The organism is uncultured Nostoc sp. (assembly GCF_964245575.1).
GTDB lineage: Bacteria > Cyanobacteriota > Cyanobacteriia > Cyanobacteriales > Nostocaceae > Nostoc.
On record NZ_CAXTNP010000250.1, the window covers coordinates 1 to 11,795 of the forward strand.

The 11,795-nt window shown below is 43.1% G+C and carries 13 protein-coding genes, 23 tRNA genes and 1 pseudogene; 32 read left to right on the forward strand and 5 right to left on the reverse strand.

Annotated elements, in window-relative coordinates; genetic code table 11:
* The first annotated feature begins 170 nt into the window (after positions 1–170).
* Entirely contained in the window at positions 171–425 is a 255-nt protein-coding gene (locus ACFFAP_RS29455; protein WP_375514556.1) for an S-layer homology domain-containing protein, read from the forward strand.
* On the opposite strand, the gene ACFFAP_RS29460 is transcribed toward ACFFAP_RS29455, so the two are convergent.
* A complete protein-coding gene (locus ACFFAP_RS29460; protein WP_375514557.1) occupies positions 411–1,733 on the reverse strand; it encodes an IS4 family transposase in 1,323 nt (440 codons plus the stop codon). The genes ACFFAP_RS29455 and ACFFAP_RS29460 overlap by 15 nt on opposite strands.
* A gap of 54 nt (positions 1,734–1,787) precedes the next feature.
* Positions 1,788–1,970, reverse strand: coding sequence for a hypothetical protein (locus ACFFAP_RS29465; protein ID WP_375514558.1), 183 nt, complete (start codon positions 1,968–1,970; stop codon positions 1,788–1,790).
* 90 nt (positions 1,971–2,060) lie between these two features.
* On the opposite strand from ACFFAP_RS29465, the gene ACFFAP_RS29470 reads away from it, so the two are divergent.
* From ACFFAP_RS29470 to ACFFAP_RS29480, 3 genes are all read left to right on the forward strand, one after another.
* Positions 2,061–2,846: a hypothetical protein gene (locus ACFFAP_RS29470; protein WP_375514568.1), complete on the forward strand. Its 786-nt coding sequence runs from the start codon at positions 2,061–2,063 to the stop codon at positions 2,844–2,846.
* A gap of 102 nt (positions 2,847–2,948) precedes the next feature.
* On the forward strand, positions 2,949–3,098 hold the full coding sequence (locus tag ACFFAP_RS29475; protein ID WP_375514559.1) for a hypothetical protein: 150 nt from the start codon (positions 2,949–2,951) through the stop codon (positions 3,096–3,098).
* Complete coding sequence (locus ACFFAP_RS29480) at positions 3,067–3,261, forward strand: hypothetical protein (RefSeq protein ID WP_375514560.1); 195 nt, start codon at positions 3,067–3,069, stop codon at positions 3,259–3,261. Before ACFFAP_RS29475 ends, ACFFAP_RS29480 begins: the two co-directional genes overlap by 32 nt.
* 304 nt (positions 3,262–3,565) lie before the next feature.
* Here ACFFAP_RS29480 and ACFFAP_RS29485 read toward each other — a convergent pair whose 3' ends face one another.
* From ACFFAP_RS29485 to ACFFAP_RS29495, 3 genes and pseudogenes are all read right to left on the reverse strand, one after another.
* Positions 3,566–3,691 (reverse strand): hypothetical protein, encoded by a 126-nt coding sequence (locus ACFFAP_RS29485; protein WP_375514561.1) that lies wholly within the window; start codon positions 3,689–3,691, stop codon positions 3,566–3,568.
* Positions 3,692–4,133: 442 nt separating this feature from the next.
* A pseudogene (locus tag ACFFAP_RS29490) lies at positions 4,134–5,083 on the reverse strand (ISAzo13 family transposase); the annotation flags it as partial.
* Positions 5,084–5,262: 179 nt separating this feature from the next.
* Positions 5,263–5,469, reverse strand: coding sequence for a hypothetical protein (locus ACFFAP_RS29495; RefSeq protein WP_375514562.1), 207 nt, complete (start codon positions 5,467–5,469; stop codon positions 5,263–5,265).
* A 419-nt stretch (positions 5,470–5,888) separates the two neighbouring features.
* Here ACFFAP_RS29495 and ACFFAP_RS29500 point away from each other — a divergent pair, with 419 nt between their 5' ends.
* From ACFFAP_RS29500 to ACFFAP_RS29635, 28 genes are all read left to right on the forward strand, one after another.
* Complete coding sequence (locus ACFFAP_RS29500; protein ID WP_375514563.1) at positions 5,889–6,377, forward strand: HNH endonuclease; 489 nt, start codon at positions 5,889–5,891, stop codon at positions 6,375–6,377.
* 202 nt (positions 6,378–6,579) lie between these two features.
* Positions 6,580–6,657, forward strand: a tRNA-Tyr gene (locus ACFFAP_RS29505).
* Positions 6,658–6,660: 3 nt separating this feature from the next.
* A tRNA-Glu gene (locus tag ACFFAP_RS29510) sits at positions 6,661–6,737 on the forward strand.
* Positions 6,738–6,740: 3 nt separating this feature from the next.
* Positions 6,741–6,814 (forward strand) — tRNA-Arg (locus ACFFAP_RS29515).
* Positions 6,815–6,820: 6 nt separating this feature from the next.
* Positions 6,821–6,943, forward strand: a tRNA-Cys gene (locus tag ACFFAP_RS29520).
* Between the two features lie 5 nt (positions 6,944–6,948).
* Positions 6,949–7,023: transfer RNA gene (locus ACFFAP_RS29525), tRNA-Ile, on the forward strand.
* A gap of 80 nt (positions 7,024–7,103) precedes the next feature.
* Positions 7,104–7,180: transfer RNA gene (locus ACFFAP_RS29530), tRNA-Glu, on the forward strand.
* Between the two features lie 7 nt (positions 7,181–7,187).
* Positions 7,188–7,270 (forward strand) — tRNA-Tyr (locus ACFFAP_RS29535).
* A gap of 4 nt (positions 7,271–7,274) precedes the next feature.
* Positions 7,275–7,359: transfer RNA gene (locus tag ACFFAP_RS29540), tRNA-Ser, on the forward strand.
* A gap of 6 nt (positions 7,360–7,365) precedes the next feature.
* Positions 7,366–7,439, forward strand: a tRNA-Arg gene (locus ACFFAP_RS29545).
* Between the two features lie 90 nt (positions 7,440–7,529).
* Positions 7,530–7,605, forward strand: a tRNA-Asn gene (locus ACFFAP_RS29550).
* A 5-nt stretch (positions 7,606–7,610) separates the two neighbouring features.
* Positions 7,611–7,684 (forward strand) — tRNA-Gln (locus ACFFAP_RS29555).
* 9 nt (positions 7,685–7,693) lie between these two features.
* A tRNA-Leu gene (locus tag ACFFAP_RS29560) sits at positions 7,694–7,771 on the forward strand.
* A 5-nt stretch (positions 7,772–7,776) separates the two neighbouring features.
* Positions 7,777–7,853: transfer RNA gene (locus tag ACFFAP_RS29565), tRNA-Pro, on the forward strand.
* A gap of 3 nt (positions 7,854–7,856) precedes the next feature.
* Positions 7,857–7,930 (forward strand) — tRNA-Leu (locus ACFFAP_RS29570).
* A 114-nt stretch (positions 7,931–8,044) separates the two neighbouring features.
* A tRNA-Tyr gene (locus ACFFAP_RS29575) sits at positions 8,045–8,141 on the forward strand.
* Between the two features lie 4 nt (positions 8,142–8,145).
* Positions 8,146–8,219 (forward strand) — tRNA-Leu (locus tag ACFFAP_RS29580).
* Positions 8,220–8,230: 11 nt separating this feature from the next.
* A tRNA-Met gene (locus ACFFAP_RS29585) sits at positions 8,231–8,307 on the forward strand.
* A gap of 8 nt (positions 8,308–8,315) precedes the next feature.
* Positions 8,316–8,389, forward strand: a tRNA-Thr gene (locus ACFFAP_RS29590).
* A 5-nt stretch (positions 8,390–8,394) separates the two neighbouring features.
* Positions 8,395–8,465: transfer RNA gene (locus tag ACFFAP_RS29595), tRNA-Gly, on the forward strand.
* Between the two features lie 5 nt (positions 8,466–8,470).
* A tRNA-Val gene (locus ACFFAP_RS29600) sits at positions 8,471–8,543 on the forward strand.
* 9 nt (positions 8,544–8,552) lie between these two features.
* Positions 8,553–8,628: transfer RNA gene (locus tag ACFFAP_RS29605), tRNA-Arg, on the forward strand.
* A 3-nt stretch (positions 8,629–8,631) separates the two neighbouring features.
* A tRNA-Ala gene (locus ACFFAP_RS29610) sits at positions 8,632–8,705 on the forward strand.
* 88 nt (positions 8,706–8,793) lie between these two features.
* A tRNA-OTHER gene (locus ACFFAP_RS29615) sits at positions 8,794–8,876 on the forward strand.
* Positions 8,877–9,218: 342 nt separating this feature from the next.
* Positions 9,219–9,539, forward strand: coding sequence for a hypothetical protein (locus ACFFAP_RS29620; RefSeq protein WP_375514564.1), 321 nt, complete (start codon positions 9,219–9,221; stop codon positions 9,537–9,539).
* Positions 9,540–9,734: 195 nt separating this feature from the next.
* On the forward strand, positions 9,735–10,367 hold the full coding sequence (locus ACFFAP_RS29625) for an AAA family ATPase (RefSeq protein WP_375514565.1): 633 nt from the start codon (positions 9,735–9,737) through the stop codon (positions 10,365–10,367).
* The gene (locus ACFFAP_RS29630) at positions 10,357–11,301 is read left to right on the forward strand and encodes a ParB/RepB/Spo0J family partition protein (RefSeq protein ID WP_375514566.1); all 945 of its coding nucleotides are present in this window, start codon (positions 10,357–10,359) and stop codon (positions 11,299–11,301) included. The genes ACFFAP_RS29625 and ACFFAP_RS29630 overlap by 11 nt, the downstream gene beginning before the upstream one ends.
* A gap of 211 nt (positions 11,302–11,512) precedes the next feature.
* Entirely contained in the window at positions 11,513–11,746 is a 234-nt protein-coding gene (locus tag ACFFAP_RS29635) for a hypothetical protein (RefSeq protein ID WP_375514567.1), read from the forward strand.
* The last annotated feature ends 49 nt before the right edge of the window (positions 11,747–11,795 follow it).

The following is an 11,795-nucleotide window of genomic DNA, read 5'->3' on the forward strand; positions in this document are numbered from 1 at the left end:
CTAAGTATAACTAATAACTTTAAGAAACCTGATTAAAAAAAGCAACGTCTACAAAGGTAAGCATTCAATTCATTATAAAACCTTTGCTCAAATCAACTTTTAATTTCTTTTCGGGTTCACTAACTGCCAAAACGGGAGCAGGTACTGCTGCAATTATATTGTTATGCGCTTTGACGACTAAACCAGTGGTTGCCCAAGTGCCAAGCTTTAGCGATGTTGACACTGATATTTATGCTAAAGAGATTCAAGAGGCTGTTGAGATAGGACTGATTGCAGGCTTTACTTCTAATAATACTTTCCGTCCCACGTTAGAGCTAACCCGCGAACAGATGGTGTCGATGGTAATAAATGCTCTCAGTCAACTACCCCCCAGCCCGAATGGCACTAAGAAAAGCGGAAACGCTTATCAATTAAGTAGTTTGTAATTGTTTACGTAATTCATGCCGGGGCTTGGTCATCAAGGGGTAAATTTTGGGACGGCGTTTACGAACTCGTGGTTCACTACGGCCTGGGCGTTCTGGAACAGCCTTGTGAGCAATAACTTTTAGCAAAGTGCGAAAAAGTCTGAGGCATTTCTTAGAAGAAGCAGCTAATAATTTGGGAATAAAGTTAATTAAATGGTGGCGAGTACCTTGCAACGATAGGCGTAATGGAGGAGTAGTGTAAGTAGTTCCGGCATCCCACATCAAACTCCGAAGTAGATTATAAGCAAGCAAAAAAACGTGAATTTCTTTGCGTACCATTGAGGGTGTTTTACATCGCAGAATATCCATACCCAAGGTAGTTTTTAGATGTCTTAAATCTAGTTCAACATCCCAGCGTTGACCGTAAAGCCCAACAATTGCCAGAGTAGAATAGGTTGCTGTATCTAAAAGAGTAGTAATTAAGCTAACTCGTTGAGTGCGAAAACCAGGAATAACAATATAATAGTAAATCTCTCGCACAGTTATGGAAGAAGGTAGAGCTAAAAATTCATCTTTATTCAATCCTTTTGGACAACTTTTAGGCTTATGCCAAGTAACTAATTTGTCGCAATCTCCAACAATTTTACCTTTTTGCATAGTTGTTGTGCGAGATTGGTGTTTCCGAAATACAGCATCACAATCAAGATTTTTGATAGTAAACATATCGGCGTAAGCACAAAAGGCTCTGTCCCCTACAAGCACATCATTAGGTTTAAGAAAACTATACATGTTTCTTGCTAATTTAATATCATGAGTGTTCATAACATCTATGCACAGAGTGACAACGGCTCCCGTTACTAAACTGAATACCACGCCAATTTTGGCAATTGGGAATCCACATCCAGGTTTCTGGCTACTAGGCTGAGGGTATTCTTTCTGGTTTTCTAAGGTGTCAGGCATAGAAACAGTCGAACCGTCTATCACCTTCACGTTTCGACCGCACCATAAGTGTTCTTGGGTCACTTTCCCTTCTAAATTTTGTGCTGAGTAATTGAAAAGCTTCTCCAATAATTTCTCCGGCAATCTCGACCGTGCTTGGCAATAAGCACTTGTATCAGTTGAAGGGATTTCTACCTCTTCCTCTACTAAATGAGCAATTATTTTACTCACGGTATTATGGCAAGTTTTATCAGTGTCTAAAACCTGAGATAAGAATGCCCACAAGGTTACAATCGGGTCAAATAATCGCTGCTTATATTTAATTTTTAGCTCTGCCAGAGCTTGCTCAATTGCACTTGTTGGTAACAATTCTTTAAAAGGTAATCCCATACTCTGACTGAATTTATCAAGAGAGGATTTGTACTTGTAGTGTCACAGTAGTAGTTATATTTGCTTGCTCGTCTCTTGTGAAAGTATTTCATGAACGAGTAAGCTTTTTCTACTTAGCACAAAAATTACATAAACTTTACATCTCATCCCCGTCTCTGTACACCGATCGCTATGCGCGATGAACTTTATCGGCGATCGCTTCCATGAAACTGCATCAAAGACAATTGCCTGAGCCATCCCAACACTTTTAAATAGCTTTTAAAGCTGTAGTCCTTATTCCACATAACTTAGAGCTTTTCTTAGTGCCATTCGACTGAGAGGCATTTTATGTTTAAAACAAAATATTCATGGTGTGGCATTGGAGCATTAACACTGTTGCTGTTTGGTATAGCGGAGCAAGCAAGAGGGGCAGTAATATTTCAGACTGATCGGCTTGCGTTTGAAACGGCAAATCCGGGTTTAATGATTGAAGACTTTGAAAAAGGTAATATACCCACTGGTGATCCGTTCCTTTTTCCCGACGAACCGCTCAATAATGCGACGAATAATACTTACTTTTCTCCTGGCGACATCCTGAGTGGAATCGAATTCAAGATTTCCGGAGATTTAAATTTCCGGGTTAGCAATAATTACTTTATAAATACTACGAAATCAATCTTGGCTTCACAGGCAGCGGCTGACATATTGATTAACCTGAATCCAGGTGTGACTTCTGTGGGATTTGATATTTATGACCTTGGAGGTGCAGATGACAACGTTCTTGTCGAAGTTTTAGGAAGTTCTTCTGTTTTAAGCAAATTCACATTTAACCTTTCAGCGTTAAACCAGCAATTTATTGGTATTACCTCAGATACCAACAATATATCAAGTATTAGATTAAACCATCTATTTACAAAACCTGGTTATCCTGGTGCATATGGCATAGATAATGTAGCTTTTGGAGGCGTGGTATCTGTTCCCGAAGCTGTTGCTCGTCTTGGCGGCTACCTCGAACATCGAAGTAAAACACCAATTGGTATCCAGGTACTGTGGCGAGGTTGGTTAAAATTACATGACCTCTGTGTTCGCTTAGCGTCTCGTAGAGAAGCTTGGCAGCTTGCAAAAGAGACTTAACGGGAAAAGTCAGCATTTAACACAACCCCATACTTTGTACACAGACACCCATCTAAAATCAAGCTGAATTTAATCAGGACTACCGCCTGGGCGTTGATAATTTTGGAAAAGTTGCAAAAGTGTTCCACAAATGCCACTCTAGCAGCATTCATGAGGCGATCGCTCTCCTCGACGGTTCAATATCTAAAGGTGCGATCGCCAGCAGCAATAATTTTGAGCAATGCCTACGGCGGCAAGCTACGCACCCATTGAGGTATCTGGCGGAATCCGCCAGATAAAGCGATCGCCTGTTAGTGAAATAGCAACTTCATTAGAGAAGCGATCGCTACGACAGCCGCTAAGATGGGATGCCAGAACCTACATTTTTGTCGAAGCCACCAAAGAAAACCTCTCCGGTGCTTTGACCTATCATTAAGTTGTAACTTTCTAGTTTTTTTGTTCATTTTAGTATCCTTTGATACACTACTTCGTGGATTGGCTGGTTTGGTAGTTTACGAGGCCGCCAGACTAGCTTTAACTGTCATACCCGTTGGTAATGGGCATATAGTAGGCATTTGCATTTTCAGCAAATAACCTCCTTGCAGATAATGTCACCAGGTGTACAAACCTACTTTGTCCAACTGGGTTTGTTATTCCCACTCACAGAAAAGTTAGTGGAGTTTTGGGTGAGAGCATCAAAGCCGCCCATGAATAGAGTTCCTACATAACTTTTGTCAGGGTTAAAGCCAACTGGCTTTACCTAGCTGTGCTGGTATTGCAGCAAAAAGTAGGCGAGAAGAGTGTTGTACTGCGATCGCCTTTGCTTTTGAGTGCAGAGAAAGCAAACGCTCCCAGAACAAATGCACTCTTATCCACAGGCTGGATCAGAGGGCAGTGGACAAACGCATACTACAACTGTATTATTGATATAAGTCTCAATTACAAATACTACAAGCCTTCAATGATAAGCAGATTCTCCTCAACCATTAGCAGCGTGATGCATTGCCGACCCAGCAAGGGTTTAGGCAGAGTATTCGCGCTGTTTGCGTTTGAGGGAATGTATCTGTTCGACGACGATAAATCTGCAAGTGTTGGCATTTTGGGAGTAATTAAGGACTTCCAAGAAATAAAATATACAGTCTATAAAAATGATAATCATTACAGGGGGAGAGGGTAGGGTTGCTGTTAGCAACCCTTACCCTCACAAATACACAAGAAAAGTCACCACTTTCCTTGGATAAAGAGTGGTAATTAATGATGTAGTATTACTAATTCTCGAAGTGAGGAAAATTGAAAAATTATTTAAAATTATGTTGTCTCATAACAAATATCAATAAACCATTTCCCTAAATCTGGAAAAGTTTCATGGCTTGAATGAGTCAAACGTATAATTTGCTTCTCAATTTCTGACATAGCTTCTTTAGTCAGCCTAATTCCTAGCTCATAAGTTTTAGTGACTAGTTTAACAACAGGATGTTTCCCATTCCATGTCATGTTATGAGCAAAATTTAAAGCTGTTTCCACTTCATCAAGGATACTACTATTCCAATAATTTTCTAGTACAGCCCAAGTCCGTTCAATGGGATTATATTTACTGTGATAGGGAGGGTAGTAAGCTAAACGTAAATTCAGTTGATATTTGTAAGAGAATTCAACTATGCGTTTCATAAATTGTGTACGCCGAGAATTATTCTCTCCTCCATTATCTTGATTAATAAGCAAAGTTTTTATTTTTGGAAATCGCCAACTTTCTGATTCCCAAAAATCTGCTAAAACATCAACGATAAAATCACTTGTTACTTTTGATTCTGTAAAATATAAAAATAGTTCGTCAAGTCCTGGAAGAAAGATGCCATAAGGAGTCACACTTGTTTTAGGATGAAAGTCGTGGTCATCAGTTTTTGTTGGTACTCGATTTCTACCACCACGGTCAAATGAACCAATATTAACACGAGCCTTGGCATCTAGACTTAAACGTAAAATATTTGGGTCGTCTAATGCTGATTGATGAACTATAGCTAACTGTTCAAAAATTGCGTCAGTTTCGGGAATTTTTTTTGAGGTTGAATTTTGGCAACCCGTTTCAGGTTATAACCTAAATCATTTAATTTTACACGAATTGTTTCTGAAGTTGGTAATTCGTCGTCACTATAACCAAACTTCTCAATTAATTGATGTCTAACTTCAGCAGAGCCAAGGCGTGTGTAGAGCCTTTGACTTTTAAAGCTTGGGTCTATTTGACTTTGCTCATCAACCAACCAGGGCAAACGCATCATGTCAATAAGACCAGATAATTATCAATAAACTCAAAGATAGTGGCATTAGTCGATGCTTATTGACAAGAATTTAGGCGATCGCTTTGAGCCTGGAAAAATAAATCAAACGATAAATCAGCATTTATCGTTGATTCTTAACCTCCGTTGTGAGCAAGTATAATTTAGATGCGTTTGCCCTGATCAACCAACCTTTTGATATCTGTTAAAAGATTTGGCAGGTATTCTTCTGCTTTTTTTCTTCCTCTACCCCGATAATTATCTACACAAGTGATACCACTATTTAATTCTTTAATTCCTTTACTAATAGTGACACGGTTCCATCCCAACTCTCGCTGTGCAAGTGACTGTCCTCCTTGTTTTAATGACACAACTGTTTTTGCTATGAATTGACGTTTAGCCGCTCCTTTTAATTGGTGTGCGGTTTCCTTCAGCAACGTTATGAGTGAAGGAGTTAATTGTATAGACACCTCTAAATACCCAAAAATCGAATCATTCTCAAATTTACTACAAAAAGGGGAAGAGAGAGGCTGCCTGCGGCAGCCTCTCTCTTCCCCTTAGAATGATTATCATTGTTATAAACTGTATATTTTAATTTCTGGAAGTCCCTTACCGGATGGCTGAATCTAGAACAACTTATCCAAAGCGGGAGGTGCAAGTGTTTTATAGCACTAACATAGGGCAAAAAGTATCAACTACCTAACCCCCGCTCCTGTTCACCAGAGGCGGGGGTTATTTTTTGAGGAGTGAATCAGTGATGCAAGCTTAACCACACATATTACAAAATTCGGTGGTGGTGTTCTCTAAGAACTACTTACCACTGGCACGTATCAACATTAAACGAGCAATCGTGCTATTAGTCACAGGTCAGGCAGAATCGTTGAATTTTGGCACTACAAAGCAGTGGGAAGTCCACTCACCCAGTGTTGTACTACAAGTTCCCGAACATATTCGCTTGACTGTTGGTAATCCCGAACGGCACTGGAAAGTACCGCCTGTAAACCGTCGTGAAGTTTTGAGGCGAGACAACCACACCTGCCAATACTGCGGTAACACCAAGCATTTAACGCTTGACCATGTAATTCCCCGTTCCAAAGGTGGACAGCATACCTGGGAAAACGTTGTAACAGCGTGTGAAAAATGCAACTCAACCAAGAGCGATCGCTTACCTCATGAAGCGGGAATAGTACTGAAAACCAAGCCTAAAGCTCCAATTCATCCAGCAGTTGCATTTGCCGAACAATTCTGGAACACACAACGCCTGAATGAAGCTGAGTAATTTACTCAACCCTAGTCAGAGAGGGCAATGAGCGCGATTACATAACACTGCCCTCTCATTTCTGAAAAAAAGTTTGTAGTATGCCCTTGACATTATGTAGCATAATATGTAGTATGATATGTAGTAAAGCACTACAGCCTCTCAAAAAGGCATAGCGCAAACACTTCTGAACCTTGAAAACTAAATAATTGCCATCCAACGTGGGGGTGTAGCTTAGTCCGGTTTAAAGCAGTCGCTGTATTCGTGCGAAAGATCGTGAGTTCAAATCTCATCATCCCCGTCTAGCCTTGTGGACAAATAGACAAGTCGCTGTGCCTCTCAAGCACGGAGAAGCGGGTGCAACTCCCGTCAAGGCTTCCAAATGAGGATGTAGCTCAGTCGGAAAGAGCGCTTGTTTCCGAGGCAAGTGGTCACAGGTTCGATTCCTGTCGTCCTCGTAGTATGTCCAGGTCGCCTAATGGTAGGGTGTTGTGTTGGTCTGCAAAACCGACTGTGCGAGTACACTTCCCTCCGGGACGCTCCGCGAACGGGAACACTAACGCGAACAATTCTCGCCCTGGACTCCAAACGTTGCAGTGTAGCTTAACGGCAAAGCCCCAAGCTCATAACTTGGTATATGCGAGTTCGACTCTCGCCACTGCTACCAAATGCAGGGATGGTGTAACGGCAGCATAAGGGTCTCCAAAACCTTTGGTCAGGGTTCAAATCCAAGTCTTTGGCGTTGATGGTGCAGAAGCGAAGTGGTCGAGCAGCACGTTTTTCAAGCGTGTAATTAGCGGGTTCAAGTCCCGTCTGCACTGCCAAATTCATGGGTCGGCTCGCCTATTGGTGTAGGTAACGGTCTGTAAAACCGCCGCGAAAGAGTGTTGCTGGTTCAATTCCAGCCCGGCCCATTCTGGAGAGATTGCTATCGGCAGGGCAAGCTGTTTGCTAAACAGTCGTGGATGTAAGTCCACTGTGGGTTCAACTCCCTCTCTCTCCGCTGCGTGAGAACGTGGTGTAACTGGATAACATCTCAGATTACGAAACTGAAGATTGAGAGTTCAAGTCTCTCCGTTCTCGCCTTATCCCCCAGTAGCTCAGTTGGTAGTAGCGCCTGGAAAGAAAAATAGGAGGTCATCCGTTCAATCCGGATCTAGGGAACTGGCACATTGCCTCATAGCTCAATGGCAGAGCAAGCGGCTGTTAACCGCTTTTGTTGCAAGTTCGACTCTTGCTGGGGCAGCCATTTATTGGGAAGTAGGCAAACAGGCAAAGCCGTCGCACTTTGAATGCGAAGTTTGAGGGTTCGATTCCTTCCTTCCCAGCCTATGTATACTCCTGTAGCCCAACTGGAAGAGGCGGCTGTCTCAAAAACAGTCTGTGTACGGGTTCGACTCCCGTCAGGAGTACCAGATATCGGGATGTAATTCAGTGGTCTAGAAGCCTTGTTTTGGGGACAAGGAGCCGTAGGTTCAAATCCTACCATCCCGACCATTTGCCCTTGTGACGAAACTGGCAAACGTGCTGGTCTTAGAAACCAGATTTTGTGGGTTCAAATCCCACCAAGGGTATTAAATTGGGTCGTAAAGCCCTTCGGGCATACAAGAAAGGCAGAGCGGGTATGCAGCCGCCTTTTAAGCGGATTTATCCAGGCTCAACCCCTGGGCGACCCATCAAGTAAAAACGGGCTGTTAGCTCAGTTGGTAGAGCAGCTGCCTATACCAGCAGAAGTGCGTAGGTACCCTTCAAGAAGGCTTACGCCTACAAGCCCTACACAGCTCACCTTGCCCCTGTGATGCAATTGGTAGACATGATCCGCTTAAACCGGGTTTGTTGCAGGTTCGACTCCTGTCAGGGGTATTTGGTGACATCACGGGGATGGAGCAACGGTGGCTCATCAGGCTCATAACCTGAACATCGGCAGGTTCGACTCCTGCCCCCGTCACCAAAATTAGTGCTGGTGTAGCTCAACATGGCAGAGCAACTGTCTTGTAAACAGTAGGTTGTAGGTTCAATTCCTATCATCAGCTTTAATGCGATTGTGGTGTAATGGCAGCATTTGAGTCTTCCAAACTCTAGGTACGAGTTCAAATCTCGTCAATCGCTTTCTTAGCCCTGTAACTCAGTTGGGAGAGTGCCTCTCTTACAAAGAGGAAGTCGCAGGTTCAATTCCTGTCAGGGCTACTAATTTATGGGAGTGTCGCCTAATGGATAAGGCAACCGTCTTCTAAACGGTTTTATGTAGGTTCAAATCCTGCCATTCCTGCCACATGGGTTCGTAGCTCTAATTGGGAGAGCGCCTGTCTTGCACACAGGAGGTTGTGAGTTCAAACCTCACCGAATCCACTGATGGTATCTGAAGCCAAAGCGGTCGCGGCGCTGGTTTGTGGAACCAGTCATTAGGGAGTTCAAACCTCCTCAGACACCCCTTAATGGAAGATGCCGCTAAATGGTTGGCAACCGGTCTTGAAAACCGGGGTGGGGTAATACCCAGGAGTTCGATTCTTCCATCTTCCGCCTTCCACCAGAAGCCGAAAAGTGAGGCGCTGTGCTGATAACACAGATACAGGAGGGGCAGTACCTCCCTGGTGGATTCTCCTTGCGTAGGCGTAGGCCGTTAGAGGCATCGCTCAGGCTCTCAACTAACAATTTTCTTAGAGGAAAAGGCGATCGCGGGTTGGGGTGCGATCGCTTTTATTCTTAGAGGATAGCAAGGCGATCCAGAGTGCGTAGTTTACCGCCGTAGGCATCGCTTTGTCCGAATAGATAGATACCGCCCATCCAATTTGTGGTATTTAACATTAAGCTTGATAAAATCAGGAGCGAAAAATCTGATTTTCTGATTCTTTAAGGTTATCTATGGAAGCGAAAAGCGAGATTACAATCAAATTTAGTGGTTCCTTACCAACAGCCAAACCTGCACCGAACAAAAAAGTTGAAATAGAGTTGACCGACCAAAACGGCATAGTCTTCACCTGTGTGATTAATGCCAAAAGCTGGCGCAAGGCTGAAACTAACACCTCGGAGTTTGCAGACTGGGCTGGGGCTGTATCGGGTAAGCTTGGTCAACGAACTTCTAACGGCTTTGAAGTGATTGATGCAGGAATCCAGGTATTTGAGAAGAAACCGAAGGAGAAACCAGACGTTAGTGCTGCTTTATCTGAGGTTAGTCCAAGTTAGTAGACCTCTGCAAATAGCACTCGACACTGTTTGGAGAGGCAAAAATCTTGATGGATGTGGTGCTTATTATATAGTGTCTCAAATATTTTTATAGACCGTACAGTATAAATGATGTAGGAGGCGGGACAATTGGTGGATAATAACCATGCTGGCGACCTCGCGGCAAGTCCCTTGAAGCAAAGCATTTCACCCTGAATGATTATCGCCTTTACCAATCAAAAAGGAGGCGTGGGTAAATCAACTGCTGCTGTTCATCTGGCGTACTGGCTTAGTCAACGCCAAAAAACACTGATGGTTGATGCCGATGCCCAACAAAGTAGTTCCGTCTGGGCTAAGTCTTTGGGTCTGGCTTACCAAGTAATTCAAGACCCAGAAGATTTGTTTGAGACAATTCCTCAGTTGCAAACCCAATATTCAGCACTGGTCATTGATGGCCCTGGTTCACTTTCTGAAACCACTAAAGCAATACTGGCTCGTTGTGACTTGGCTTTAGTTCCTTGTCAACCTTCTGGGTTAGATTTACACAGCAGTCATAAAATTTTACGCTTTATCAAACATGCAACTGAATTACGCTCAGGTTATCCCAAAGCCGCTCTCTTCTTAAGCCGAGCCACTAAAGGCACAGTGCTAGAGCGAGAAGCAAGGGAAGCGCTCAGTGCAACGGGAACACAGGTGATGAAAGCTGCTATCTATCAAAAGCAGTGTATTGCTGATGCTCCTGGTCAAGGATTTACCGTGTTTAAAATGTCAGGCAAAGCCGCCGCCGAAGCCGCAGCAGATTACGAAGCACTGTTTAAAGAAGCTCTGGAGGTGCTAAATGAGCGCTAAAAGGCGGGAACTCAAAGACTTTGTATTTGAGAACACCGAGCCACAAAGTGAGTCACAGCAACCAACAGCAACGGTAGCATTATCTGCCATTTCCCTATCCTCCGAGCAGCCACGACGCTACTTTGACCCAATCAAGATGGAGCAACTAATTCAATCGGTAAAGCAGCATGGCATTTTAGAAAATCTGCTCATTCGACCAATACAAAATCAACCAGGGCAGTATGAATTAGTAGCCGGAGAAAGACGGTATCGAGCAGCCCAAGCTGTTGGATTAGTGGAAGTCCCTGTTACCATTCGGGAATTAACAGATTCAGAAGCCATTGCTATTGCCCTAGTAGAAAACCTGCAACGGCAAGACCTCAACCCAGTAGAAGAAACTGAAGGCATTTTGCAGCTAGTGGCACTGCGGCTAGAATGCGCTCAAAATGAGGTAGTGTCTCTACTTTACCGGATGCAAAATGATGTTCAAAGATTGAATGATAACGTTATCATTCAACCCCAAGCTGAGTCTATTAAGGCGATATTTAATGAATTAGGGCTGATGGGGTGGGAATCTTTTGTAAGTAACCGTCTTCCATTATTGAAACTGCCCGAAGACGTTCTAGAGGTGCTGCGCTCTGGGCAGATTGAATATACCAAAGCAAGAGCGATCGCACGGCTTGGTGATGAGGAAACCAGAAAACAACTCATAGAAGATGCGAAAGTCCTAAGTCTCTCACTGAGTGAAATCAAGTGCAAGATTCAAGAAATTGAGCAGCAGTCTAAATTAAATTCGTCATCTCAAACAGAGACAGCATCCATAAAAGACCGCGTTGATGACACATTTCGCCGCCTAAAGAAATCGCAAGTCTGGGAAGACCCAAAGAAAAAGGCAAAGGTAGAAAAACTGCTATCCCAATTAAACGCACTGATGCAAGATGACAATTCAAAGTAACAACTTGGGCTTTATTTGTAGTGGATTGAGATTCAAGTCAAATTAGTTACACTCATATCACAATAAAATAGCAGTATTTCCTACCAGACACATGAAAAATCTGCAAAAATTTCACCAGACAACTCGTGATTGTCCGGTAGACACTGCCCGATTGTTCGGCAGACAATGGTTTTAAAAGTAACCAGATAGTTTGATACCGATGACAGACAGTATGGAGAACCAAAGCGTAAATCTGGCAGACAACACACCAGACAGTAGCCTACAGTCGGCAGATAATCCGGCAGACGACAGACAAAATACTGATATTTTTTCTAAAATTTCTATATTAGAAATACAAAGAAAATATGGCATAGGTCGTGATTCATTCTACGCTCGAACACGATACTTGCAGATTACAACTTGGAAGATAGGCAAGAAAGCTTATCTGGATGCCGAGCAGATATAGCGGTTCTCAGTTGGGTGAAATATAGTAACAGCAGTGGGTGAACCATCCA

What these genes read in the sequence shown, in the direction of transcription:
- ACFFAP_RS29460 (WP_375514557.1), bottom strand. Translation starts at nt 1,733, where the DNA reads ATGGGATTACCTTTTAAAGAATTGTTACCAACAAGTGCAATTGAGCAA.
- ACFFAP_RS29465 (WP_375514558.1), bottom strand. Translation starts at nt 1,970, where the DNA reads ATGGCTCAGGCAATTGTCTTTGATGCAGTTTCATGGAAGCGATCGCCG.
- ACFFAP_RS29470 (WP_375514568.1), top strand. Translation starts at nt 2,061, where the DNA reads ATGTTTAAAACAAAATATTCATGGTGTGGCATTGGAGCATTAACACTG.
- ACFFAP_RS29480 (WP_375514560.1), top strand. Translation starts at nt 3,067, where the DNA reads ATGCCTACGGCGGCAAGCTACGCACCCATTGAGGTATCTGGCGGAATC.
- ACFFAP_RS29620 (WP_375514564.1), top strand. Translation starts at nt 9,219, where the DNA reads ATGGAAGCGAAAAGCGAGATTACAATCAAATTTAGTGGTTCCTTACCA.
- ACFFAP_RS29625 (WP_375514565.1), top strand. Translation starts at nt 9,735, where the DNA reads ATGATTATCGCCTTTACCAATCAAAAAGGAGGCGTGGGTAAATCAACT.
- ACFFAP_RS29630 (WP_375514566.1), top strand. Translation starts at nt 10,357, where the DNA reads ATGAGCGCTAAAAGGCGGGAACTCAAAGACTTTGTATTTGAGAACACC.
- ACFFAP_RS29635 (WP_375514567.1), top strand. Translation starts at nt 11,513, where the DNA reads ATGGAGAACCAAAGCGTAAATCTGGCAGACAACACACCAGACAGTAGC.